Genomic DNA, 23138 nt, shown 5'->3' with positions numbered 1-23138 from the left:
GCAGGTCGGATGCTGGCATCGGCGCTGGCGCCGATCGTCATGCTCTTGATGCCCGCGCTTTCCTTACTCCAAGATGCGGCGATGGCGGCGGGTATTCGAACCGAACAGGTGGAGTTTGCCGATCTGGCCGGCTGGGAGGGCGACGATCACGCGGCCGCTCTCGCCGCGTTCGTGCGTCATTGCGCACGGGACGACGACGTGCCTGCAAAGACCGGACGGATCGGCGTCGACGGCGCTCTGCTGCTCGACCTTTGCCGCACGGCGCGCGCCGTGCGGCCGGACGGAGCGCGCGCCTTCTTCGAGGCGAATTTCCAGCCGCTGCGCATCGGGGAACCGGGCTTCCTGACAGCCTATTTCGAACCGGAACTCGCAGGCTCGCGAAAGCGGACCGATCGTTTCAGGGTGCCGCTGCTGTCGAAACCCGGCGACCTGGTAAGGATCGATGACGAGAACAGGCCGGCAGGGCTGCCCGCGGAATTCGCCTTTGGCCGCCTGATGCCGGACGGCCGGATCGTCGAACACCCGGATCGCGGGGCGATCATGGACGGAGCGCTGGACGGGCGCGATCTGGAGTTGGTCTGGCTGGAAGACCCGGTCGATGCCTTCTATGTCCACGTGCAGGGATCCGCACGCATCCGCCTGACCGATGGCACGGCAATGCGCGTCGCCTATGCGGCAAAAACCGGCCACTCCTATTTCCCGATCGGGCGGGTGATGATCGAGCGCGGACTTGCCGAACCAGGCACGGTGACGATGGAGGTGCTGCGGAATTGGCTGGCCGCGAATCCTGGAGAAATCGACAGCGTCCTGCGCCGCAATCGATCCAATATCTTCTTTCGCGAAGTCACTGACGCCGATCCGGATGCCGGACCGGTCGGGGCGGCGGGCATTCAGCTTTCCGCCGGCCGCAGCCTCGCAGTCGACAGGATGTTGCACACTTTCGGCACGCCCGTTTTCGTCGAAGGCGAGTTGCCGGCTGGAAACGGGGGCGGGACCAAGCCTTTCGCGCGTTTGATGATCGCGCAGGATACCGGTTCGGCCATCGTGGGCGCGGCGCGCGGCGATCTCTTCATCGGTTCGGGGGCGGAGGCAGGCGCGATCGCAGGCGACATCCAGCACAAGGGCCGTTTCACCCTGCTTGTCCCGCGATCTGCTGCCGGAGTGCGTCCGTGACGCCGAAGACGCGGCGCGGCCGCACGCTGTCGCCGGAAGAACGCGCACTATGGGAACAGGTGGCAGCCTCCACCAAGCCCCTGCACAAAAGGAAGATCCAGCCTGCGGAAGTCTCCGCTTCCGCCCTGCCCGCTCCCGCGCAAGACCAGCCCGCAGCAGCGCTGCCGCAATCGGCAACCGCGATGCGGGCGCCGAAGTCGAAGGAGCCTCGCCTGCCGTCGCTGGCGCCGATCGAGAAGCGGCATCTGCAAAGGCTTGCGCGGGGCACCGGCACGATCGACGCGCGGATCGACCTGCACGGCCTTACCCAGGCGGAAGCGCATGTCCGCCTGGGCGGCTTCCTGCGCATGGCGCAGGCAAGAGACCATCGCCTCGTGCTGGTGATCACCGGGAAGGGCGGTTTCGAGGAAGGCTTTTCGCCGCAAGGGCGCGGCATCCTGCGCCGGGTTGTGCCGCAGTGGCTGGCCCTGCCGGAATTTCGCGCGCTCGTCGTAGGATTCGAGGAAGCCCATCGTGGCCATGGCGGCGCCGGGGCGCTCTATGTCAGGATCCGCCGCAAAAAGGGGAAGGACGCCCCATGACGCCGTTTGGCGCGAAGCTCAGGGAACTGCGCAAGAAGCGCGGCATCACGCTGAAGGAAATGGCGGCAGGGCTTGGCGTTTCCAGCGCCTATCTCTCCGCGCTGGAGCACGGCAAGCGCGGCCGGCCTACCTGGTACATGGTCCAGCGCATCATCGCCTATTTCAACGTGATCTGGGACGAAGCCGAGGAATTGCAGCGGCTTGCCGAAATGTCCGATCCGCGCGTGACCATCGATACGTCGGGCCTGACGCCCGAGGCCACGGAATTTTCCAACATGCTGGCGAACAAGATCGGCGGCCTGTCGAAACAGTCCCTCGACCACCTGCTGCACCATTTGCGCCTTGTCGCGGCGCGTGACGGCATATGATATGAGGCAGCGGAAGCGACAAGGCCCTGCGTAGCATCCGCGCGGGCAATGGTGGAAGGCGAAGGCACAGTGGAAGGCAGCTTGACCAAGACCGCGAACGGGCTCGCGGAGCTGATCGACCGGCAGGCCTTGCAAAGCAAGCTCAGGGCCTTCGCCGAGGAGGCCGGTGGTCGTGGCGGCGACCTCAAGGTCCGTGCCAGGGTGCTTAGTGCCCTGAAGGCGGCCATGAAGGATGCCCGTTCGAAGGTCGAAAAGCTTCTGTTCGAGGACGGCAGCGGGACCGCGTGCGCGAGCCGGCTAAGCGACGTTCAGGACGAGCTCATCCGCGCCATTCATGAATTTGCGGTCGAGTTTGTCTACAAGGCGGAGAATCCGTCCTCGGCCGAAAGGCTGTCGATCGTCGCCGTGGGCGGCTACGGCCGCGGCACGCTGGCGCCGGGTTCGGATATCGACCTCTTGTTCCTGCTACCCTACAAACAGACGCCCTGGGGCGAGCAAGTGGTGGAATATATCCTCTACATGCTCTGGGACCTGGGGCTGAAAGTCGGTCACGCGACGCGAAATATCGATGAATGCGTGCGCCTGTCGCGCACCGACATGACGATCCGAACCGCGATCCTGGAAGCGCGCTTCATCTGGGGAGACGAAGAGCTCTACAGCGAATTGGTGCGGCGTTTCGACCACGAGGTCGCGGCCTCCACCGGGGCGGAATTCATTGCCGCCAAGCTTGCCGAGCGCGACGAACGGCATCGCCGACAGGGTGCATCCCGCTATCTGGTCGAGCCGAATATCAAGGAAGGCAAGGGCGGGCTGCGCGACCTCAACACCCTGTTCTGGATCTCGAAATATTTTTACCGGGTGCGCTCCGGCTCGGGCCTCGTCAAGGCGGGCGTCTTTTCGCGGGCGGAATACAACCGCTTCCGCAAGTGCGAAGATTTCCTGTGGGCGGTGCGCTGCCACATGCATTTCCTGACCGGTAGGCCGGAGGAACGACTTTCCTTCGACATCCAGCGCGAGATCGCGATCCGTCTCGGCTACACGCAGCATCCGGGCATGAAGGATGTCGAGCGCTTCATGAAGCACTACTTCCTCGTCGCCAAGGATGTGGGCGACCTGACGCGCATCTTCTGCGCCGCACTGGAAAACCAGCATGTCAAGCATGCGCCGGGCCTGTCGCGCTTCTTCACCCGACTGACGAAAAGCGGACGCGTGAACCAGAAGCACATCAAGGGCGCGCCGGACTTCATGCTGGAAAACGAGCGCATCACCGTCGCTCATGAGGACGTATTCGAAAAGGATCCGGTCAACCTGATCCGCATCTTCGCGCTGGCCGACCGGGAGAACGTCTCCTTCCATCCCGAGGTGCTGAAGCTGATCCGCCGTTCGCTGAAGCTGATCAATGCGGCCGTGCGGGAGGACGCGGAGGCCAATCGGCTCTTCCTGCAGATCCTGACTTCCCGCAACGATCCGGAGACGGTGCTGCGGCGGATGAACGAGACCGGCGTGCTCGGCCGCTTCATTCCCGACTTCGACAAGGTCGTGGCGATGATGCAATTCAACATGTACCACCACTTCACGGTGGATGAGCATCTGATCCACGCGGTCGGCATCATGGCGGCGATCGACCGGGGCGAGGCCGGCGAGGACCATCCCCTTTCCACCGATCTCATCAAGACGATCCAGAACCGCAAGCTGCTCTATGTGGCGATCTTCCTGCACGACATCGCCAAGGGGCGGCCGGAAGATCACAGCATTGCCGGCGCCCGCATCGCCCGCAGGCTCTGCCCGCGACTGGGCCTGACCGCGAGCGAGACGGACACCGTCGCCTGGCTCATCGAATATCATCTGGAAATGAGCACAGTCGCCCAGTCGCGCGACCTCAGCGACCGCAAGACGATCGAGGATTTCGCCCGCATCGTGCAGAGCATGGAGCGGCTGAAGATGCTGCTGATCCTGACGGTCGCGGACATTCGCGCCGTCGGGCCCGGCGTCTTCAACGGCTGGAAGGGCCAGCTTCTCAGGACGCTCTACTACGAGACAGAACCGCTCCTGACCGGCGGCCACAGCCAGGTCTCGCGCGACCAGCGCGTCGAGGCGGCGAAGCAGGAACTTGCCGAAGCGCTCGGCCAGTGGAGCGACAGGGAACGCACAGCCTATCTGGAGCGCCACTACCCCTCCTACTGGCTGCGCGTGCCGCTGGAGCGCAAGGTGGCGGATGCGGAAATGATCCGTGCCGCCGACAAGGCCAGGGAGCGCTTCGCCGCGCGCGTCGCCACCCATGCCTTCGAGGCGGTGACGGAGATCACGGTGCTGGCGCCGGACCATCCGCGCCTGCTGTCGACCATCGCCGGCGCCTGTTTCGTGGCCGGCGCCAATATCGTCGATGCCCAGATCGATACGACGACGGACGGTTTCGCGTTGGACACGATCTTCATCTCGCGGGAACTGCCCGACGATTCCGACGAGTTTCGCCGCGGCAACCGGATCGGCGAACTGATCGAAAAGGCATTGCGCGGTGAGGAGGTGATGCCGGAAACGGTGGCGCGCAAGGCCGCCGCCAAAGGCAGGATGAAGGCCTTTCGCATCGAGGCGGAGGTGCTCGTCAACAATTCCTGGTCGAACCGCTACACGGTCCTGGAAATCACCGGGCTCGACCGGCCCGGCCTGCTGTTCGACCTGACGCGGGCGATCTCGGACCTGAACCTGAACATCGCCTCCGCCCATGTCGCAACCTTCGGCGAGCGCGTCGTCGACGTTTTCTACGTCACCGACCTCACGGGACAGAAAATCGCCAATATCGGTCGTCAGGAAGCGATCAGGCAAAGGCTGGTACAGGCGGTCGACGGAGAGGAAGCGGCGCCGCCACCGGCAAAGCGCGCGCGCCGGACCGCGCTGACATGAGATACTCCCGCATTCCGAGCACCCGCGAGCGACCATGAGCCTGCTGAAGAATTTCGCGACCGTCGGCGGCGCGACCATGACAAGTCGCCTGCTCGGTTTCCTGCGGGACGTGATGATCGCCGCCTTCGTGGGCGCGGGCCCGGTGGCGGATGCGTTTTTTGTGGCCTTCCGTCTGCCGAACCTGTTCCGCCGGCTGTTCGCGGAAGGCGCATTCAACTCCGCTTTTGTTCCGCTGTTCGCCCGCGCGGTCGAGGAAAAGGGCGAAACTGGCGCCCGCCAGTTTGCCGGCGAAATTCTCGCCGCCCTGTTCTGGACGCTGGTGATCATCACCGCGATTGCCGAGATCGCCATGCCGGCGCTCGTGCTGGTCCTGGCGCCGGGCTTCCTGGAAGATCCGCAGAAATTCGACCTTGCGGTCCTCCTGTCGCGGATCACCTTCCCTTATCTGCTTTGCATGTCACTGGTTGCGTTCCTCTCCGGCATTCTGAACACTTTCCGCCGCTTCGCCGCTGCCGCGCTGGCGCCGGTGGTGCTCAATGTGGTGATGATCGGCGTGCTTGCCCTGATCGGCGCGCTCGACATGGTTCCGGGCACGGCGCTTGGTGCGGTGATGGCGTCGGGCGTGGCGCTTGCCGGTGTCGCGCAGCTTGCCCTGCTCTTCTTCGCGGTTCGTCATCTCGGCTTCTCGGTGCCGCTCTATCGCCCCCGCCTGACGCAGGGCGTGCGCCGGCTTTGGTGGCTCGGCGTTCCCGGCGTGGTGGCCGGCGGCGTCACCCAGATCAATATCGCCGTGGGCACCATCATCGCTTCGGCGCAGGCCGGCGCCGTCTCCTATCTCTATTACGCCGACCGGATCTACCAACTGCCGCTCGGCGTCGTCGGCATCGCCATCGGCGTGGTGCTGCTGCCTGACCTTGCCCGCCAGCTTCGCTCGGGCCGCGAGGACGTCGCCCTCCATACCCAGAACCGGGCCATGGAGTTCGCGCTGGCGCTGACCCTGCCGGCCACGGTGGCGCTTATCGTCGTGCCCACTGAGATCGTGTCGGTGCTGTTCCAGCGCGGCGCCTTCTCGACCGCCGACGGCGAGGCGACGACCGCCGCCTTGCTCGCCTATGCGATCGGCTTGCCGGCCTTCGTGCTGAACAAGGTCTTCTCGCCGGGCTTCTTTGCGCGCGAGGATACCAAGACGCCCATGTGGTTTGCGGGCGCCGGTATGGTGGTCAACGTCGCCGGCGCACTGGCGCTGGCCCCTTTCCTCGCCCATGTCGGCATCGCGCTCGCGACCTCGCTCGCAGGCTGGGTGAACACGCTGCTCCTCGGCTTCACCCTGTGGCGGCGCGGGCATTTCAGGCTTGATGCCGGTGCAGCGAAAAGGCTGCCGCTGCTGTGCCTCGCCAGCGTGCTGATGGGCTTCGTGCTTTATGGCGGCGCGCTGTCTCTGGCATCGCTCCTCGCCGCCCCTTCCCTGCTGACACGCTTTTCCGCCCTCGCCCTGCTGGTTCTTGTCGGCATGGCGGCCTTCGCCGTCTTCGTGCAGCTGACCGGCGTGGTCGACCTCAAGGGCTATCTCGGCCGCGCCCTCAGGCGGAAACCTCCCAGCGTGACCTGATCGCTACAGAAAACCGGACAATCCGGAACCTCCTCGACGAGGCCACTTGCACGGGCAGGGTCTCTTCGCCATAAGTCGCGCAAATTCAACGACCATCCCATGGGTCCATACTAGGGGAACAAGAATGAAGGGCTTTGAGCCTCGGGTCTTTTCCGGCGTCCAGCCGACCGGCAACCTGCATCTCGGCAACTATCTCGGCGCCATCTCCCGCTTCGTGCCGCTGCAGGACGAAATGCCGTCGATCTATTGCGTTGTCGACCTGCATGCCGTCACCGTCTGGCAGGAACCGGCGGAACTGACGCGCGCCACCCGCGAAGTGACGGCCGCCTATCTCGCAGCCGGCATCGACCCGAAGAAGGCGATCATCTTCAACCAGTCGCAGGTGAAGGAGCACGCGGAGCTCGCCTGGATCTTCAACTGCATCGCCCGCATGGGCTGGCTGAACCGCATGACGCAATTCAAGGAAAAGGCCGGCAAGAACCGCGAGAACGCCTCCGTCGGTCTCTTCGCCTATCCGAACCTGATGGCCGCCGACATTCTCGCCTACCGCGCCACCCATGTGCCGGTCGGCGACGACCAGAAGCAGCATCTGGAGCTGACCCGCGACATTGCACAGAAGTTCAACAACGACTTCGTCGAGCGCATCAGGGAACTCGGCCTCGGCATTCCCAATCCTGAACCGACGCCGGAAAGCCCGGACGAGCTCTATTTCCCCATCACCGAGCCGATGATCGCAGGCCCCGCGACGCGCATCATGTCGCTGCGCGACGGCACGAAGAAGATGTCGAAGTCGGACCCCTCCGACCTGTCGCGGATCAACCTGACCGACGACGCCGAGGCGATCTCGCGCAAGGTGCGCAAGGCCAAGACCGATCCTGAAGCGCTGCCAAGCGAGGTAATGGGCCTGGAGGGCCGTCCCGAGGCGGACAACCTTGTCGGTATCTACGCGGCGCTGTCGGGCCGGACGAAAGCCGAAGTGCTGGCCGAATATGGCGGCCAGCAGTTTTCCGTCTTCAAGCCGGCGCTGAGCGATCTCGCCGTCGAACGGCTGGCGCCGATCGCCGACAACATGCGCCGGCTGATCGCCGATCCCGGCCATATCGACGCGGTGCTGCGCGACGGTGCGGAGCGGGCCGCGGCAATTGCCGCCCCGGTGCTGCACGACGTGCGCCGGATCATGGGCTTCCTCGAAGCCCGCTGGGGCTGAACAGGCATCAGATACTGCCCGCCTTCTCGATGACGAGGATGCGGGCCTCGCCAATGGGCCTGGCGACGTGCTCGTCGCCGGGTTCCGCATGGCAGATGTCGCCGGCGCCAAGGCGCTCGACACGTTCCCCGCCACCTTCGCGGTAGTGCATGTCGACGGCGCCATCGAGGACGAGGAAGACCTCGGCCCCGTCATTGACGTGCCAGATATAGGGCTCGTTCGTCCAGTGGAGGCGAACGCTCGCACCCTCGATGCTGGCGATGTCGAGCGCGCCCCAGGCGCGGTCCGCCTTGAAATTCCTTGTTCCCAGATGAAACTGCATGGTGTGGCCGCTCTTCCTGCGTGGTTCCCTTGCCGGACAAACTAGGAAAGAGGCGGCACTCGCGCAGCCGGCAGGATGACCGGATCTGCCGGCCATTTTCCGGCAAGGGATTTCAGGGAGAGAGGCCGTGAAGGCACCCGATCAGATCGACCGGCAAATTCTGGCACTGCTGAAGCAGGACGGCCGCATGCCGCTGAAGACGATCGCCGGCCGTGTCGGCCTCGCCCGCTCGTCGGTGCAGGAGCGTATCGCCCGCCTCGAGGCAAGCGGCGTCATCCGCCGCTACACGATCGAGGAGGACGGGCAGGCAGCCGGGCGCGTGGCAGCCTATCTGTGGATCAGGACGGAAAGCGCGATTTGCGAGCGGGTTGCGCCGAAACTGCTGGAACTGCCCGAAATCCTTGCCTGTCGCTCGATCGCGGGCGAGCTCGACATGGTTGCGCATGTCGAGGCGGAAGACCCGCAGCGGATCGCCGAAATCCGGGCGATGGTCGCCTGCCTGGAGGGGGTGACGAGCGTGGAAACACACCTCGTGCTGCGGGACTGGCCGAAGACGCGATGATGACGGCGGCGGGCCGGTGACCCGCCGCCCTTTCGCGATTTACTCCAGCCCTTCGAACAGGGCCGTGGAGAGATAGCGCTCGGCGAAGGAGGGGATGATGACGACGATCGTCTTGCCTTCCATCCCGGGTCTTGCGCCGACCTTCACGGCAGCCATCAGCGCCGCGCCCGAGGAAATGCCGACCGGCAGGCCTTCGAGGCGGGCGACATCGCGGGCCATCAGGAAGGCTTCATCATTGGAGATCGTCTGCACCTCGTCATAGACCGAGGTGTCGAGGACACCGGGGACGAAGCCGGCGCCGATCCCCTGGATCTTGTGGGGGCCAGGATTTCCGCCGGACAGGACCGGGCTGTCGGTCGGCTCCACGGCGACGACATGCAGGTCCGGCTTGCGGGCCTTGAGAACCTGCGAAACGCCGGTGATCGTACCGCCGGTGCCGATGCCGGAGACGAAGACGTCGACCTTGCCGTCGGTGTCGTTCCAGATCTCTTCGGCCGTCGTCTCGCGGTGGATCTGCGGATTAGCGGGATTCTCGAACTGCTGCGGCATGATGGCGCCGGGAATGGAGGCGATCAGTTCCTCGGCGCGGGCGATCGCGCCCTTCATGCCCTTCGGACCTTCGGTCAGCTCAAGCTCGGCGCCGAGCAGCTTCAGCATCTTGCGCCGCTCGATCGACATGGTTTCCGGCATCACGAGGATGAGCCGGTAGCCCTTGGCGGCGGCGACGAAGGCAAGGGCGATGCCGGTATTGCCGGAAGTCGGCTCCACCAGCACGGTCTCGCCCGGCCTGATGCGGCCGTCCCGCTCCATCGCTTCGATCATCGAGACGCCGATACGGTCCTTGACGCTGGCGATCGGGTTGAAGAATTCGAGCTTGGCGAGGATGTTCGCCTTGACGCCCCTTTCTGCAGCCAGCTTGTCGAGGCGGACCAGCGGAGTGTCGCCGATTGTGTCGACGATGGACGAATAGATACGGCCGCGGCCGGGTTTGCGCTCGCTCATGCGGTTTCCGTCTCCTCTTGCAACGCATTTCCTGCCGCTCGGCGAACTCCCGCGCGGCGGTGCGTTTTTCGTGACTTTTCCTGTCGCATCCTGTCGCATGTCGTCTCCGCCGGCCCAAAATGCGGCCAGATGGGACGACCGCGACGGACGCGCACGCCGGAGCCCCAGACGTTATCCCGACAGGTGCGCAAAGGCGAGATATCCGCACGCCTATTCACGGGGTCGGCTGGCAAGTTATCCCCGCGGCCGGCCCTTGCCGCGGAATGCCGTTCCCGTATCGCCCGTCAGCCAGCCGTGACCGGCGTGGTTTCCAGCCCGATCAGGGCGGCAAGGGCATGCATGTCGTCGAAGAGTTCGGCCCCGGCCGCACGCATCGCCTCGCGGTCGGAATCCGGATTGCCGACATAGCCGAGCACCCGCATGCCGGCCGCCTTCGCCGCAAGCACGCCCGGCACGCTGTCCTCGATGACGAGGCAGCGCTCCGGTGCCTTGCCCATGCCGGAAGCGGCGTAGAGGAAGATATCCGGCGCCGGCTTGCCGCGCTCGCAATCCTGCGCGGAGAAGAGGACGTCCTCGAAATGCGGCAGCAGGCCGGCCTTGCCGAGCGTCAGGCGCATCTTGGCGTATTTGCCGCTGGAGCCGACGCAATAGGGAATGCCGGCCGCCTTCAGGGTTGCGACCGCCCGTTCGATGCCGGGGATCGGATCGACGCCCCTTTCGAAGGCCTCGATATCCCGGGCGCGGACAGAGTCGGCCCAGTCTTCGGGAAGGGCGCTGCCGAGCATCTCCTCGACCATCGCCTGGACGGCTTCCATGGTGCGGCCCATGAAGCGGCGTTGGCATTCATGATGATCCATCGGCAGGCCGAGGCCGGTCAGGATTTCGGCAAGCACCTTGTTGGCGAGGGTTTCGGTATCGACGAGGACGCCGTCGCAATCGAAGATGACGAGATCGGGCCGCATGGGATCCTGTGTGCTGAAGATTTCGGGAAAACGCGCCGCTCAGCCAAGGCCGGTGGAGCCGAAGCCGCCGGCGCCGCGCGCGGTCTCGTCGAGATCGGCGACTTCGACGAAGGCGACACGGGTGACGGGAGCGACGACCATCTGGGCGATGCGGGTCCCGCGCTGGATCTCGAAGGGTTCCTCGCCGAGGTTGACAAGGATGACCTTGATCTCGCCGCGATAATCGGCATCCACCGTGCCCGGCGTGTTGAGGACGGTCACGCCGTGCTTTGCGGCAAGCCCCGAGCGCGGACGGACCTGCGCTTCCATGTCGAAGGGAAGGGCAATCGCGATGCCCGTCGGGACCAGCACCCGCTTGCCAGGCTCAAGCACGATCGCCCCGTCGATTGCCGCACACAGGTCGACGCCGGCCGCATGCTCGCTCTGGTAGGACGGCAGCGGCAGATCCTTGCCGTGGTCAAGCCGGCGCAGCAACACTGTCACGGACATCCACAATCCTCCTGCATGCGAAAACCGTTGGTCGGGAAAGCCGTGTCATCTCGCGCCGGGATTGGCAAGCCCTGTCTGGTTGCGACGCGGATCGCCGTCATGCGGCAGGAAGCGGTAGTCAGGGGTGCAAAATAATACTTACGTAACGTCATACAAATGTGCATTCATCGATGTTCCAGGCCCGCAAGGAGGCCTGGCCGCAAGGAACAGGAGGAATGGCATGAGACGAACAACACGTATCCTCGCCGCGTTTTCCGTTGCAGCAGGTCTTGGCGTTGGCGCCGCATCCGCAGAGACGATCGGCTTCGCCGAAGCAATCAAGATCCTGGGCGCCAGCTGTGGTGCGGATATCGAGAAATACTGCAAGAACGTCAATCTCGGCGGCGGCCGCATCCAGCAGTGCCTGGTTGAGAACGAAGCCAAGGTTTCGGCGCAGTGCAAGACGGATTACGCCGGCGTCTTTGCGCTGCTCCAGCAGCGCTTTGCCGCCCAGGCGGCGGTCGAGAAGGTCTGCAACCGGGACACGCAGCAATATTGCAAGCTCACCAAGCCCGGCAAGGGCAACATCCTCAAGTGCCTATTGAAGGCTGAGCCGTCGGTCAGCGCCAAGTGCAACCAGGCGATCACAGACGCAGGCTACCGCTGAGTCGACAAGACAATTTTGGAGGATAAAGCCATGAAATTTGCCCTTTACGCAGCAATCTTTGCCGTCTCATTGTCGCACGGTGCCGCGCTTGCTCAGAACAAGCTGTCGCGCAACGAGATCGTCAACAGCCTGCAGGGTGCCGAGGTGCAGGCGACCATCCATGCGGATGACCTGCGGGCGCAGGCGCTTCAGAACATCAAGCAGTACCCGGGCGAAAATGCCAAGGAATCGATCCCGTTGTCCGCGCAGCTTGCAAAACTGCGCCAGTTCAATGTCGAGATCGATTTCGACTTCGATTCCGACCGCATCCGGCCGCAGTCCTACGAGACGATCGGGCTGATCGCCGACGCGCTGCACACACCTTACCTCTGGGGCCAGAAGTTTTTCGTCGTCGGCCATACCGACGCCAAGGGCAAGCGCGAATACAACCTCGAACTCTCCAGGAAACGCGCCGAGGCGGTCCGCGAGGCGCTGGTGACCACCTTCCGCGTGCCGCCCGAATATCTGGAGGCGGTGGGGCTCGGCGAGGAGGACCTGCGCGACAAGGCCGACCCGGACAGTGCGGTCAACCGCAGGGTCCAGATCATCAATGTCGGCTTTTGACCGAACGTCGCACGCGAGCCTTAGCGTCCGTTCAACGGGTAACCTCAGGCCCGCATAATGCGACGGAAACCGATGTGGGCGGGGAGGGTATTCTAGGCACGCCGTGGGATGCGGCCGAATCTTCAGCATTGCAATTGCACGGCTATTGCAATGCTGAAATTCCTGATGTTTAGCGTGGAAGTTGATTTGATTTTGCGTAAATGTTGTGATGCTTTGCCGCAACATCAGAAGATGCATTATGGACAGGTTTGTATTTGCCGATGAAGCGGGTTGCTTCACTTTCAAGAGAAAAGAGGGAGCCAGTCGCTACTTCCTGCTTTGCACGCTAACGATGGAGGCCTGCAATTTCTCCAATGCTCTGCTGGCGCTTCGCCGCAGGCTGATTGCCAACGGTGAAGCGGAGCGCGACAAGTTGCATGCAACGAGCGATCAGCAAGCGACCCGAGATGAGGTCTTCGAAATACTGGCAACGGAAAATTTCCGAATTGATTGCACGGTCCTAGAGAAATCCAAAGCCGCTCCGGAAACCCGCGAACGTGATTTCATATTCTATCGCCATGCTTGGCTTCAGCACTTGCGAGATGCGGCCGGGAATATTTTTGAGGGCGACGCACAAGTTTTAATTACGGCAGCGAGTCTCGGTTCAAAGCGAACTAAAGCCGCCTTCAAGGCGTCCGTGAACGAGTCTGTGCAGCAATTGGCAACAAGAGACCGTTGGACCGTTTCCTTCATTGATTCTGCAAAAGAGCCAGCTCTTTGGGCGGCTGACTATTGTGCCTGGGCGATCCAGAGGAAGTGGGAAAGAGATGATTTGCGATCCTATGATCTGATCGTTGGCAGGATCGGGAGCGAAAGGGATGTTTGGAGGTCGGAGTCAACGCATTATTATTAAAATAAAAATGACGCGTCCCGCACTCGCAGCTATCCGTTCCCGGAGGTGCCCAGGGGCACTTTCGCTGCGCAAGGGCCGCGCCAACGAAACCCTAGCTCAACTCTGACTCCGGTGCAATAAATATTGACTCTTTCTGCAAATTATGCCGCGTAAAAAGACTCACTCGCCGCTATCGGCCAATTTCGCCGCGATGACGGCGACCAGCCGCTCGGCGACGTCTTCCTTCGACAGGGTCGGCCAGTCCTCCACGCCGTCGCGCGAAACGAGGCGGACGGTGTTGGCATCGCCGCCCATGACGCCGGTTTCGGGCGATACGTCATTGGCGACGATGAAGTCGGCGCCCTTGCGTTGCAGCTTGGCGCGCGCATTGTCGATGAGGTTCTGCGTCTCGGCTGCGAAGCCGACGACGAGACAGGGCCTGCCTTCGGCGAGAGTGCCGACGGTGGCCAGGATATCCGGATTTTCGGCGAGCGAGAGGGCCGGCGGCTTGCCGCTGCCGTCCTTCTTGATCTTCTGGCCGCTGCCGGAGGCGACGCGCCAGTCGGCGACAGCAGCCGCCATGATCGCCACGTCGGCGGGAAGAGCGGCTTCGACGGCCTGCAGCATCTCGCGCGCCGTCTCGACGCGCAGGACCCTGACGCCGGCCGGGTCGGGGATCGTGACCGGACCGGAAACAAGGGTGACACGGGCGCCGGCCCTCGCGGCAGCCGCAGCAATGGCATGGCCCTGCTTGCCGGACGAGCGGTTGGCGATATAGCGCACCGGATCGATCGGCTCGTGGGTCGGGCCGGAGGTGATCAGCACCGATTTGCCGGCGAGCGGGCCGGAAGCGACCGAAAGCCGCCGCTCGATCGCCGCCACGATCTCCAGCGGCTCGGCCATACGGCCCTCGCCCGCCTCGCCCGCTTCCGCCATTGCGCCGCTATTGGGACCGACGAAGGCGACGCCGTCACCGGCAAGCTGAGCCACGTTGCGCCTCGTGGCGGGATGCTGCCACATGGCCGGGTTCATCGCGGGCGCGACAAGGACGGGTACCTTCGCCGCAAGCAGGATGGTGGAGGCGAGGTCGTTCGCAAGCCCGTTGGCCATCTTCGCCAGCAGGTCCGCGGTGGCGGGCGCGGCGACGATGAGATCCGCCTCGCGCGCCAGGCGGATATGGCCGACGTCGTGCTCGTCCTCGCGGTCGAACAGGTCGGTGAAAACACGGTCGGCGGTGAGTGCGCCTACGGAAAGCGGCGTTATGAACTGGCAGGCCGCCGGCGTCATCACGGCGCGGACCGTGGCGCCGCGCTCGCGCAGCCGCCGGATCAACTCCAGCGACTTGTAGGCGGCGATGCCGCCGCCGATCACCAGAAGGATGCGACGGCCCGCGATCATCAGCTTGCCGATCCGAAGGAGCGTGGCGCGGGATCGACCGCCCGGGCGCCGGTGCCGGTGACCTCGTAGACGGCGAGGCCGCGCTGGTTGAGTCCGTTCGGCAGGAAGCGGAACACGCCGTCGATGCCAAGGAAGCCGTCGCGGTTGGTCAGCACCCGGTCGGTGAAGCGGCTGGGACCGGCGGAGCGCACGAGGCCGGCGGCAAGGATCGTCGCGTCATAGGCCAGTGTCGCGTTGCGCGGCGGCCGGGAGCCGAAGTTCTGCTGATAGCGGTCGGCAAAAGCCTGGAAGCCGCTGGCGTCGGGCCCCGGATACCAGGCGCCGGCGAGCAGGCCGGTGTTCTGCACTTCCGGCGAATCCCACTGGCCGCTGCCGATCATCTTGACCTGCGACAGGTGGGCGCCGCTCTGCATGACCTGGGCGACGAAGCCCGGCACGCTGCCGCCGGCGGGCACGTAGAGCGTGTCGATATTGCCGGCCTGGGCAGCGATCGCCTGCGCCTTGGCGCGCAGGTCGTCGGCGTCGTTCGGCTTGTAGCGCTCGATGGTGATGATGCGCGCGCCAAGCTTGCCGACTTCCTGGCGGAACACGGCCTCGACCACCGCGCCATAAGCGTCTTCCGGCAGGAGGGCGGCGAAGGAACGACGGCCCTGCGAACCGGCGAAGCTGACGATGCGCTCCACGTCCGTCTGCGGCAGGAAGCTCAGCAGGTAGACGCCGCGCGAGGCGACCGAGCTGTCGCTGGAAAAGGCGACGACGGGAATGCCGCTCGAACGGGCGACCGAGCCGGCACCGCCGACAGCCGGCGCGAAGACCGGGCCGATGATGAGTTCCGCGCCGTCGGCGATGGCATCCTGCGCGGCGGTGCGCGCGCCTTCCGACGTGCCGCCGGTATCCTTGACCAGGATCTGGATGTCGGCGCCCTGGAAATCGCTGAGCGCGAGCTGGGCCGCGTTGCGGAAGACCTGGCCGACGGAGGTGGCCGGCGGCTGCGCGCCGGGGCTGTTGGGCAGGCCAGGTGCGCCGCCGCCCGACGACATGGGCAGGAGCAGGCCAACGCGCACCGTGCCGGTGCCGATCGTGTCGGCGGTAACGGGCGGGGTGCCGGCATTCGGGTCGCTGGGATAGCCCTGGAATTCACCGAGCGTTGAGCCGGAGCAGCCCGCGAGCAGGCCTGCCGCACCCACCGCGGCAGCCATGGCGACGGCGCGGGTGCGGACGGCGATCCGGGAAACGAGACGCTGCAAGACCGACCTCCTGAACCTCGACCGGCAGGCTATCCCGCTGGCCGGAAATCGAAATCGTTGACCTTTATTGACCACCCTGCCCGTCGAAGCGCCTTGCATTGACGGGGGATTTGCTGACGGTTTACAGCATTGTGACCGATTCCGAAACCATTGCGCGAGGGCGGCACATGACCGGCGATGCCGAGAACGCGGACACACCGGACAATCCGCCGCCGGAAGGCGCGCGCCGTTTCGTCATCGGTGCCCATGCCTACGAGGCGCCGCGCCCGGAAAGCGCGCTCTACATCGTCTCCACGCCGATCGGCAATCTCGGCGACATCACGGTGCGGGCGCTGGAGGTGCTGGCGGCCGCCGATCTCGTCGCCTGCGAGGATACCAGGGTAACGGCGACCCTGATGCAGCGTTTCGCGCTGAGGGCGCAGCTTCTGCCCTATCACGAGCACAATGCCGAGCGGCAGCGGCCAAGACTGCTGGCGGCGCTCGACGAAGGCAAGGTGGTGGCGCTGGTCAGCGACGCAGGCACGCCGCTGGTCTCCGATCCCGGTTACCGGCTGGTCGCGGAGGTGATCGAGGCGGGACACCGCATCATTCCCGTGCCGGGGGCGAGCGCCCTGCTGGCCGCGCTCGTCGGCGCGGGCCTGCCGAGCGACACGGTGCTTTTCGCCGGTTTCCTGCCGCAGAAGGGCGGTGCACGCGCCAGGCGCCTCGCGGAACTCGCCGACGTGCCGGCAACGCTCGTCTTCTACGAAAGCCCGCACCGGCTGGCGGCTTCGCTGGAAACGATGGCGGATGTGCTGGGCGCGGAGCGGCGCGCGGCGGTGGCGCGCGAACTGACCAAGCGCTTCGAAACCTTCGAGCGCGGCAGCCTGTCGCATCTGCGCGACTTCTATGCCGGGGAAACGGTGAAGGGCGAGATCGTGGTGGTCGTTGCCCCGCCTGCGCCGCGCGCCGAGGCCGACAGCGAGGATGCGGACGCGCTGCTGGCCGAGGCCCTGACCACCATGAAGCCGGCGGCGGCCGCCAAGCAGGTTTCACGGCAAACGGGCCTCGACCGCAAGGTGCTCTACGCGAAGGCCCTTGCCATGAAAGGCGGCGGAGACACCTGAGCCGATGGCGAAACGAGGCAGGGACGCACGGGAGAAAGCCTATCGCGCCGGCCTCGTCGCCGAAGGGCTCGCCGCCTTCTGGCTGCGGCTGAAGGGCTGGCGGGTGCTTGCCCGCCGCTACCGCGCGCCGGGCGGCGAGATCGATATCATCGCCCGCCGCAAGGACGTGATCGCCTTCGTCGAGGTGAAGGCGAGGCGCGACTTCGATGCGGCGCTGCTGGCCATCTCGCCGGCGAACCAGCGTCGGATCGCGGCCGCCTCCCGCAGCTGGCTTGCGGCGAATCCGAAAGCCGCCGGCCGCACCTACCGCTTCGACGCGGTGCTGATTTCGCCACGCCGGCTGCCGCGTCATGTCGAGAACGCCTTCGAGGCGGGCGGCGGGAGTTTTTTGCCGTGACGGATATCAGCAACCTCTATGACAGGTATGCCGCCGAATTCGACCGGCTGCGAAGCCGTGCCTTGTTCGAGGAGCGCTATCTGCGGTGCCTGGTCGAAGGGCTGGACGCACGTGCCGGCATACTCGACCTCGGCTGCGGCACCGGGGAGCCGATCGCGCGGTATTTCGCAAACCGCGGCTTCGCTATCACCGGCGTCGATTCGGCTCCCGCCATGATTGCACTTTGCCGGCACCGTTTTCCGGGCCATACCTGGGTGGAGGCCGACATGCGGAGCCTCGACCTTGGCCGCCGCTTCGAGGCGATCATTGCCTGGGACAGTTTCTTTCACCTGCCGCACGACGAACAACGGCTCATGTTCGCGGTCTTTTCCGGACATGTGGCGACGGGAGGCCGCCTGCTCTTCACCAGCGGTCCGGATTATGGCGAGGCGATCGGCGAATTTTTCGGCCACCCACTGTATCACGCAAGTCTGTCGCCGCAGGAATATGAAGCGCTTCTCGCCGATGCCGGATTTTCGGTCACGCTGCACCGGGTGGAGGATCCCGATTGCGGTGGCCATACGGTGTGGCTTGCTTTCAAGCAGTAAGGCGCCCCCGCGGCCATCACGGCTGGACAAAGCGCCGGGCGGCTTTCATATCTGGGGCAACTCGAAAACGAAGCGCGCGCGAGGCTCCGTCTCGCCCCGTCGCGCCCATCCATTGCGGAGCATGCCATGCCGCTGAAGGTTGCGGTCCAGATGGACCATATTTCCTCGATCAACATTGCCGGCGACAGCGCCTTCGCGCTGATGCTGGAAGCGCAAAGGCGCGGCCATGCGCTCTATCACTATACGCCCGACCGGCTTGCCCTGACCGGCGACACGGTGACGGCGACCGTCGAACCCGTCGAGGTTCGCGACGAGGCGGGCAATCACTTCTCGCTCGGCGAAGGCCGGCATGCCGACCTTGCCGAAATGGACGTGATCCTGATGCGCCAGGATCCGCCCTTCGACATGGCCTATGTGGCAGCCACCCACATGCTGGAGAAGATCCACCCGAAGACGCTGGTGGTGAACGACCCGGCCCATGTGCGCAACGCGCCGGAAAAGCTCTTCGTCACCAATTTCGCCGACCTGATGCCGCCGACGCTGATCACCCGCGACAAGGCGGCGATCGATGCCTTCCGCGCCGAGCATGGCGACATCGTCATGAAGCCGCTGTTCGGCCACGGCGGGGCCGCGGTGTTCCGTGTCACCCGCGATGACCTCAACTACGGCTCGCTCTACGATTTCTTCGCCGTTACCTTCCGCGAGCCCTGGGTGATCCAGCGCTTCCTGCCCAACGTCTCCAAGGGCGACAAGCGCATTCTGCTGGTGGATGGCGAATTCGCGGGCGCGGTGAACCGGGTGCCGGCGGAGGGCGACCTGCGCTCCAACATGGTGCGCGGCGGCGCGGCGACAGAAGCCGAACTCACCGAACGCGAGCGGGAGATCTGCGCGCGCCTCGGGCCCGCATTGCGCGAACGCGGGCTGATCCTCGTCGGCATCGACGTCATCGACGGTTACCTGACGGAGATCAACGTCACCGCGCCGACGGGCATCCGCGCCGTCAAGCGCCTCGGCGGCCCGGATATCGCGGCGAAGGTGTGGGACGTGGTCGAGGCGAAGCGGCGCGGCTGACGCAGCGGATTCCGCAGCGTCTTTGTTCTCTCTTCGTTCTTGATATAAATCAAAGGTTGCATTATGCTCGTCCGCGATTGATGCGGGAGCTGGGCAGTCATGGTGTCGCGCGTGACGACCGTCGCCTTCCAGGGGATCGAGGCGGTGCCGGTCGATGTGCAGGTTCAGATCGGGCCGGGGCAGGTCGCCTTCACCATCGTCGGCCTGCCCGACAAGGCGGTGGGCGAAAGCCGGGAACGGGTGCGCGCGGCGCTGATCGCCTCGGGCCTTTCGCTTCCGGCCAAGCGCGTGACGGTCAATCTCGCGCCGGCCGACCTGCCGAAGGAGGGTTCGCATTACGACCTGCCGATCGCGCTCGCCCTGATGGCGGCGATGGGGGCCGTGCCCGGCGAGGCGCTGCAAGACTATGTCGTGCTCGGCGAACTGGCGCTCGACGGCACGCTCGCCCCGGTTGCAGGCGTGTTGCCGGCGGCAATGGGCGCCAACGGCATCGGCAAGGGGCTGATCTGCCCGCAGGTCTGCGGTCCGGAAGCTGCCTGGGCGGATCGCGAGATGGATATCCTGGCGCCGCTGTCGCTGATCCAGCTCGCCAACCATTTCAAGGGGACGCAGGTTCTCTCCCGCCCGCAGCCCAAGCTTGGCAGCGCGGGCGGCCTGCTGCCGGACCTGGCCGAGGTTCGCGGGCAGGAAAGCGCCAAGCGGGCGCTGGAAATCGCGGCAGCCGGCGGCCACAACCTCCTGATGATCGGTCCGCCGGGAGCCGGCAAGTCGATGCTCGCCTCCCGCCTGCCGTCGATCCTGCCGCCGCTGTCGCCGCGCGAACTGCTGGAGGTTTCGATGATCGCCTCGGTGGCGGGCGAACTGGCGGACGGGCGGCTTTCCGACCGCAGGCCGTTTCGCGCGCCGCATCATTCCGCTTCCATGGCCGCCCTTGTCGGCGGCGGCATCAGGGCGCGGCCCGGCGAGGTGTCGCTGGCCCATAACGGCGTGCTGTTCCTCGACGAATTGCCGGAATTTCAGCCGCAGGTGCTCGACAGTCTGCGCCAGCCGCTGGAGACCGGCGAGACCTTCATCGCCCGTGCCAACCACCGCGTCAGCTACCCCTCGCGCATCCAGCTGGTCGCGGCAATGAACCCCTGCCGCTGCGGCCATGCGGGCGAGCCCGGCCACCAGTGCCGGCGCGGCGAGCGCTGCGCCGCCGACTACCAGGCGCGGATCTCCGGGCCGCTGCTCGATCGCATCGATATCCGCATCGAGGTTGCGGCGGTCACCGCAGCCGACCTGATTCGCCCGGCGGTGGCGGAGACATCGGAAGCGGTCGCGGCCCGTGTGGCGACTGCCCGTGACATCCAGCGCCGGCGCTTCGAGCAGTTGGGTGCCTCCGCACGAACCAATGCGGCGGCCGGAGCAAGGCTGATCGAGGAGATCGCGAGGCCGGACCGCGAGGGCGAGGCGTTGCTGCAACAGGCCGCCGAGACGCTGGCGCTCTCGGCGCGGGGCTATCACCGGGTGCTGAAAGTGGCGCGTACGCTGGCCGATCTCGACGGGCTGGAACAGGTGGGCCGGCTGCACCTGGCCGAGGCGCTGAGCTATCGCGGCGCCGCCTCGCTGCGGGTTGCTGCCTGAGTGTTACGAAGAGGGACGTGGTTTCACGGATTGCTGCAAGGGTTTTTCAAGGTCTGCAACGGAAAATGCCGATCTTGCGTCTGGTGAAAGGGTATTGCGTTGGCCAGCACGAACGATCACGGCGGAGATGGTCCGGGCAGGGCTGCGCGGGCGGGAGGCAAGGCGAGGCCTTCGATCGCGCTGCCGGGCTTCGAGACGATCAGCCAGATCCTTGCGACCGCCGGCGCGCTGGCGGGTTTCGCCTTCGCGTTGTGGCTACTTGGCGGGACGCCCTACGGCCCGGTGCTGGCGGTTGCGGTCAGTTTTCTATCCGGAGCGCTGGCCGCCTGGCGCCTTTCCTCCGGCGAACAGGCCGATGTGTCCGGCCAGGTTCGGGCTCTGGACAAGGAGGTGCAGGACCTGCGCGAGGAGCGCGAGGGCCTGGAAGACCAACTCTGGGAAATGAAGGAATCCGACGAGCGCCACCGCAGCGTGCTCGATGCGCTGGGCGACGTCATCATCCGCCGTTGCAAGCGCGGCAATGTCACCTATGTCAATGACGCGGCGGCACGGATCTTTCCACAGCACCTGCAGCCGGAGATCGGCAAGCCCCTGCTGCTGGAGACGAACGGAAGCGGCGGGGAGACGGAAACCGGCGCGCCCGACTTCGACGATGTGCTGCTGGAAACCGTTGCCGGTCCGCGCTGGTTCTCGCGCATCGACATTCCGGTGCGCGATCCGGCCGACGGCGAGCCCCTTATCCAGACAATCCTGCGGGACGTGACCGAACGGCGCGCGGCCGAGGAGGAACTCGTCTCCGCCCGCAACCTGGCCGAGGAGGCCAACACGGCCAAGAGCCGGTTCCTCGCAACCGTCAGCCACGAGATCCGCACGCCGCTGAACGGCATTCTGGGCATGACCGGCTTGCTGCGCGACACGCGGCTGACGCCCGAACAGAAGAGCTATGTCGAGGCCGTGGTCGGCTCGGGCGAGACCCTGTTGCGGCTGATCGACGAGGTACTGGAATTCTCCAAGGTCGAAGCCGGCCGCGTCGCGCTGTCTCCGGTTGCCGTCGACCTGACCGGCCTTGTGGAGGGCGTGGTTGAGCTGCTGAGCCCGCGGGCGCGCGGTAAGGGTGTCGAAATCGCCTGTTTCATCGGTCCGGACGTGCCGCGCGAGATCACGGTGGATGCGGCGAGGCTGCGGCAGGTGCTGTTCAATCTCGCCGGCAACGGACTGAAATTCACCGAGGAAGGCGGGGTGACGATCGAGGTGACGATGGCGTCGCAGGAGGCGGATAGAGGCGCGTCCTCCCGGGCCATGGAGATCTCCGTCCGCGACACAGGCATCGGCTTCACCGAGGAGGAGGCGGAGCGGCTGTTCGGCGAATTCGAGCAGATCGACCATGGGCCGGCGCGGCGCTACGGCGGCACCGGGCTCGGCCTGGCAATTTCGCAGCGCCTTGTCGAGCTGATGGGCGGTACGATCACCGCAGAAGGAGCGCCTGGCGAGGGCGCGACCTTCCGGGTGCAGCTTCCCGTCGACGCCGGGAATGAAGCCGAAGCGCCGCCGGCTTTCGCCGGGCGCAAGCTGGCCATCGTTTCCACCAGCAGGATCGAGGCTCCCCTGCTCAGGCGCAGGTTGGCGGTAAGCGGCGCCAATTCCTGCCTGCTGAGCCCTGGCGCGGCGGAGATGGAAGGTCGCCTCGCCGATACCGAACTCGTGATCCTCGATCACGATAGCGTGCCAGATGCCGGTGCATGGCTGGCGGCAGCCCGCATTGCGGGTTTTAGTGCGCCGGCCGCCGTCATGCTGTCGCCGACCGACCGCGACCGCCTGCCGCGTCTCAGGGAAGCCGGATTTGACGCCTATCTGGTGAAGCCCGTGCGCGGGGCCTCACTGGCCCATGTGGCGGCGGGCCTGCTTGATCCCGACTGCCGGGCGAGCTTCTGGACCGGCGGCAACACGGTGCTGGAGGAGGAGGCTTCGCCGCAGGCATCCTTCTCGCGCCCCCTTCGCATTCTTGTGGCGGAGGACAACGACATCAACCGTCTGCTGACCGAGGCGCTGCTGCGCAAATTCGGCCACGAGCCGACAATGGCGCCCGATGGAGAAAGCGCTCTGGACCTGGCGCGGGACGGCTCGTTCGACGTCATCCTGATGGACCTGCACATGCCGGGAACGGACGGCATGACGGCGATCCGCCGCTACCGCGCGCACGAGAGCGAGCGCGGCTGGGACCCAGCGCCCGTCTTCGCCGTTACGGCGGACGTGATGCCGGAGGCTCATGCGGCGGCGCGCGAGGCAGGGGCGGACGATATCGTCACCAAGCCGATCGACCCGGAAATCCTGAAGCGCCTGCTGGAGCAAGCCAGACAGATAGCCGGCTAACTATTGGTCCGCCAGCGGCGATGGGCGACGCATTGCGTCT

22 protein-coding genes are annotated in these 23138 nt (G+C 65.5%); 16 read left to right on the top strand and 6 right to left on the bottom strand.

The features are described from left to right. Positions 1-81: 81 nt before the first annotated feature. The 6 genes from mltA to trpS all read left to right on the top strand — a co-directional run bounded on the left by mltA (position 82) and on the right by trpS (position 7839). Positions 82-1173, top strand: coding sequence for a murein transglycosylase A (gene mltA / locus H2509_RS16915; protein WP_182167804.1), 1092 nt, complete (start codon positions 82-84; stop codon positions 1171-1173). Next, entirely contained in the window at positions 1170-1754 is a 585-nt protein-coding gene (locus H2509_RS16910; RefSeq protein ID WP_182167486.1) for a Smr/MutS family protein, read from the top strand. The genes mltA and H2509_RS16910 overlap by 4 nt, the downstream gene beginning before the upstream one ends. Next, entirely contained in the window at positions 1751-2122 is a 372-nt protein-coding gene (locus H2509_RS16905; RefSeq protein WP_182167484.1) for a helix-turn-helix domain-containing protein, read from the top strand. Before H2509_RS16910 ends, H2509_RS16905 begins: the two co-directional genes overlap by 4 nt. A gap of 81 nt (positions 2123-2203) precedes the next feature. Next, positions 2204-5023: a [protein-PII] uridylyltransferase gene (locus tag H2509_RS16900; RefSeq protein WP_235975049.1), complete on the top strand. Its 2820-nt coding sequence runs from the start codon at positions 2204-2206 to the stop codon at positions 5021-5023. A gap of 34 nt (positions 5024-5057) precedes the next feature. Beyond that, positions 5058-6632 carry a murein biosynthesis integral membrane protein MurJ gene (gene murJ, locus H2509_RS16895; protein WP_182167480.1) on the top strand — a complete coding sequence of 525 codons (1575 nt, stop codon included), beginning with the start codon at positions 5058-5060 and terminating at the stop codon, positions 6630-6632. A gap of 124 nt (positions 6633-6756) precedes the next feature. Continuing rightward, entirely contained in the window at positions 6757-7839 is a 1083-nt protein-coding gene (gene trpS / locus H2509_RS16890; RefSeq protein ID WP_182167478.1) for a tryptophan--tRNA ligase, read from the top strand. Between the two features lie 7 nt (positions 7840-7846). On the opposite strand, the gene H2509_RS16885 is transcribed toward trpS, so the two are convergent. After that, positions 7847-8161, bottom strand: a complete 315-nt coding sequence (locus H2509_RS16885) for a cupin domain-containing protein (RefSeq protein WP_182167476.1) — start codon at positions 8159-8161, stop codon at positions 7847-7849. Between the two features lie 127 nt (positions 8162-8288). Here H2509_RS16885 and H2509_RS16880 point away from each other — a divergent pair, with 127 nt between their 5' ends. Beyond that, positions 8289-8723, top strand: coding sequence for an Lrp/AsnC family transcriptional regulator (locus tag H2509_RS16880; protein ID WP_182167474.1), 435 nt, complete (start codon positions 8289-8291; stop codon positions 8721-8723). 39 nt (positions 8724-8762) lie between these two features. Here H2509_RS16880 and cysK read toward each other — a convergent pair whose 3' ends face one another. From cysK to dut, 3 genes are all read right to left on the bottom strand, one after another. Continuing rightward, the gene (gene cysK, locus H2509_RS16875; RefSeq protein ID WP_182167472.1) at positions 8763-9725 is read right to left on the bottom strand and encodes a cysteine synthase A; all 963 of its coding nucleotides are present in this window, start codon (positions 9723-9725) and stop codon (positions 8763-8765) included. 284 nt (positions 9726-10009) lie between these two features. After that, the gene (locus tag H2509_RS16870; protein WP_182167470.1) at positions 10010-10687 is read right to left on the bottom strand and encodes an HAD family hydrolase; all 678 of its coding nucleotides are present in this window, start codon (positions 10685-10687) and stop codon (positions 10010-10012) included. A gap of 39 nt (positions 10688-10726) precedes the next feature. Beyond that, the gene (gene dut / locus H2509_RS16865; protein ID WP_182167468.1) at positions 10727-11176 is read right to left on the bottom strand and encodes a dUTP diphosphatase; all 450 of its coding nucleotides are present in this window, start codon (positions 11174-11176) and stop codon (positions 10727-10729) included. A 220-nt stretch (positions 11177-11396) separates the two neighbouring features. Between dut and H2509_RS16860 the strand changes: the two genes are divergently transcribed. The 3 genes from H2509_RS16860 to H2509_RS16850 all read left to right on the top strand — a co-directional run bounded on the left by H2509_RS16860 (position 11397) and on the right by H2509_RS16850 (position 13317). Next, on the top strand, positions 11397-11822 hold the full coding sequence (locus H2509_RS16860) for a cysteine rich repeat-containing protein (protein ID WP_182167466.1): 426 nt from the start codon (positions 11397-11399) through the stop codon (positions 11820-11822). A gap of 30 nt (positions 11823-11852) precedes the next feature. Beyond that, positions 11853-12425 (top strand): OmpA family protein, encoded by a 573-nt coding sequence (locus H2509_RS16855; RefSeq protein WP_182167464.1) that lies wholly within the window; start codon positions 11853-11855, stop codon positions 12423-12425. A gap of 238 nt (positions 12426-12663) precedes the next feature. Next, the gene (locus H2509_RS16850) at positions 12664-13317 is read left to right on the top strand and encodes a DUF3800 domain-containing protein (protein ID WP_182167462.1); all 654 of its coding nucleotides are present in this window, start codon (positions 12664-12666) and stop codon (positions 13315-13317) included. Between the two features lie 159 nt (positions 13318-13476). Here H2509_RS16850 and coaBC read toward each other — a convergent pair whose 3' ends face one another. Further along, the gene (coaBC, locus tag H2509_RS16845) at positions 13477-14694 is read right to left on the bottom strand and encodes a bifunctional phosphopantothenoylcysteine decarboxylase/phosphopantothenate--cysteine ligase CoaBC (RefSeq protein WP_408022687.1); all 1218 of its coding nucleotides are present in this window, start codon (positions 14692-14694) and stop codon (positions 13477-13479) included. Beyond that, complete coding sequence (locus H2509_RS16840) at positions 14694-15941, bottom strand: penicillin-binding protein activator (protein ID WP_235975047.1); 1248 nt, start codon at positions 15939-15941, stop codon at positions 14694-14696. The genes coaBC and H2509_RS16840 overlap by 1 nt, the downstream gene beginning before the upstream one ends. 167 nt (positions 15942-16108) lie before the next feature. Here H2509_RS16840 and rsmI point away from each other — a divergent pair, with 167 nt between their 5' ends. The 6 genes from rsmI to H2509_RS16810 all read left to right on the top strand — a co-directional run bounded on the left by rsmI (position 16109) and on the right by H2509_RS16810 (position 23098). Next, a complete protein-coding gene (rsmI, locus tag H2509_RS16835; protein WP_182167460.1) occupies positions 16109-17047 on the top strand; it encodes a 16S rRNA (cytidine(1402)-2'-O)-methyltransferase in 939 nt (312 codons plus the stop codon). 4 nt (positions 17048-17051) lie between these two features. Further along, a complete protein-coding gene (locus H2509_RS16830) occupies positions 17052-17444 on the top strand; it encodes a YraN family protein (RefSeq protein WP_182167458.1) in 393 nt (130 codons plus the stop codon). Further along, a complete protein-coding gene (locus tag H2509_RS16825; RefSeq protein WP_182167456.1) occupies positions 17441-18031 on the top strand; it encodes a class I SAM-dependent DNA methyltransferase in 591 nt (196 codons plus the stop codon). The genes H2509_RS16830 and H2509_RS16825 overlap by 4 nt, the downstream gene beginning before the upstream one ends. Before the next feature lie 126 nt (positions 18032-18157). Beyond that, entirely contained in the window at positions 18158-19102 is a 945-nt protein-coding gene (gene gshB / locus H2509_RS16820) for a glutathione synthase (protein ID WP_182167454.1), read from the top strand. Between the two features lie 99 nt (positions 19103-19201). Continuing rightward, the gene (locus H2509_RS16815; RefSeq protein ID WP_182167452.1) at positions 19202-20728 is read left to right on the top strand and encodes a YifB family Mg chelatase-like AAA ATPase; all 1527 of its coding nucleotides are present in this window, start codon (positions 19202-19204) and stop codon (positions 20726-20728) included. 99 nt (positions 20729-20827) lie between these two features. Next, positions 20828-23098: a PAS domain-containing hybrid sensor histidine kinase/response regulator gene (locus tag H2509_RS16810; RefSeq protein ID WP_182167450.1), complete on the top strand. Its 2271-nt coding sequence runs from the start codon at positions 20828-20830 to the stop codon at positions 23096-23098. Positions 23099-23138: the final 40 nt, after the last annotated feature.

The organism is Stappia albiluteola (assembly GCF_014050225.1).
In the GTDB taxonomy this organism is placed as follows: domain Bacteria; phylum Pseudomonadota; class Alphaproteobacteria; order Rhizobiales; family Stappiaceae; genus Hongsoonwoonella; species Hongsoonwoonella albiluteola.
Note: the sequence above shows the minus strand (reverse complement) of the source record. Positions and strands in the feature narration are given on the sequence as shown.

Excerpts from the sequence above, each read along its gene's own strand:
- H2509_RS16855 (WP_182167464.1), top strand. The coding sequence starts at position 11,853 with ATGAAATTTGCCCTTTACGCAGCAATCTTTGCCGTCTCATTGTCGCAC.
- H2509_RS16905 (WP_182167484.1), top strand. The coding sequence starts at position 1,751 with ATGACGCCGTTTGGCGCGAAGCTCAGGGAACTGCGCAAGAAGCGCGGC.
- mltA (WP_182167804.1), top strand. The coding sequence starts at position 82 with ATGGCGGCGGGTATTCGAACCGAACAGGTGGAGTTTGCCGATCTGGCC.
- trpS (WP_182167478.1), top strand. The coding sequence starts at position 6,757 with ATGAAGGGCTTTGAGCCTCGGGTCTTTTCCGGCGTCCAGCCGACCGGC.
- H2509_RS16860 (WP_182167466.1), top strand. The coding sequence starts at position 11,397 with ATGAGACGAACAACACGTATCCTCGCCGCGTTTTCCGTTGCAGCAGGT.
- gshB (WP_182167454.1), top strand. The coding sequence starts at position 18,158 with ATGCCGCTGAAGGTTGCGGTCCAGATGGACCATATTTCCTCGATCAAC.
- cysK (WP_182167472.1), bottom strand. The coding sequence starts at position 9,725 with ATGAGCGAGCGCAAACCCGGCCGCGGCCGTATCTATTCGTCCATCGTC.
- H2509_RS16885 (WP_182167476.1), bottom strand. The coding sequence starts at position 8,161 with ATGCAGTTTCATCTGGGAACAAGGAATTTCAAGGCGGACCGCGCCTGG.
- murJ (WP_182167480.1), top strand. The coding sequence starts at position 5,058 with ATGAGCCTGCTGAAGAATTTCGCGACCGTCGGCGGCGCGACCATGACA.
- coaBC (WP_408022687.1), bottom strand. The coding sequence starts at position 14,694 with ATGATCGCGGGCCGTCGCATCCTTCTGGTGATCGGCGGCGGCATCGCC.
- dut (WP_182167468.1), bottom strand. The coding sequence starts at position 11,176 with ATGTCCGTGACAGTGTTGCTGCGCCGGCTTGACCACGGCAAGGATCTG.
- H2509_RS16870 (WP_182167470.1), bottom strand. The coding sequence starts at position 10,687 with ATGCGGCCCGATCTCGTCATCTTCGATTGCGACGGCGTCCTCGTCGAT.
- H2509_RS16815 (WP_182167452.1), top strand. The coding sequence starts at position 19,202 with ATGGTGTCGCGCGTGACGACCGTCGCCTTCCAGGGGATCGAGGCGGTG.
- H2509_RS16850 (WP_182167462.1), top strand. The coding sequence starts at position 12,664 with ATGGACAGGTTTGTATTTGCCGATGAAGCGGGTTGCTTCACTTTCAAG.
- rsmI (WP_182167460.1), top strand. The coding sequence starts at position 16,109 with ATGACCGGCGATGCCGAGAACGCGGACACACCGGACAATCCGCCGCCG.
- H2509_RS16830 (WP_182167458.1), top strand. The coding sequence starts at position 17,052 with ATGGCGAAACGAGGCAGGGACGCACGGGAGAAAGCCTATCGCGCCGGC.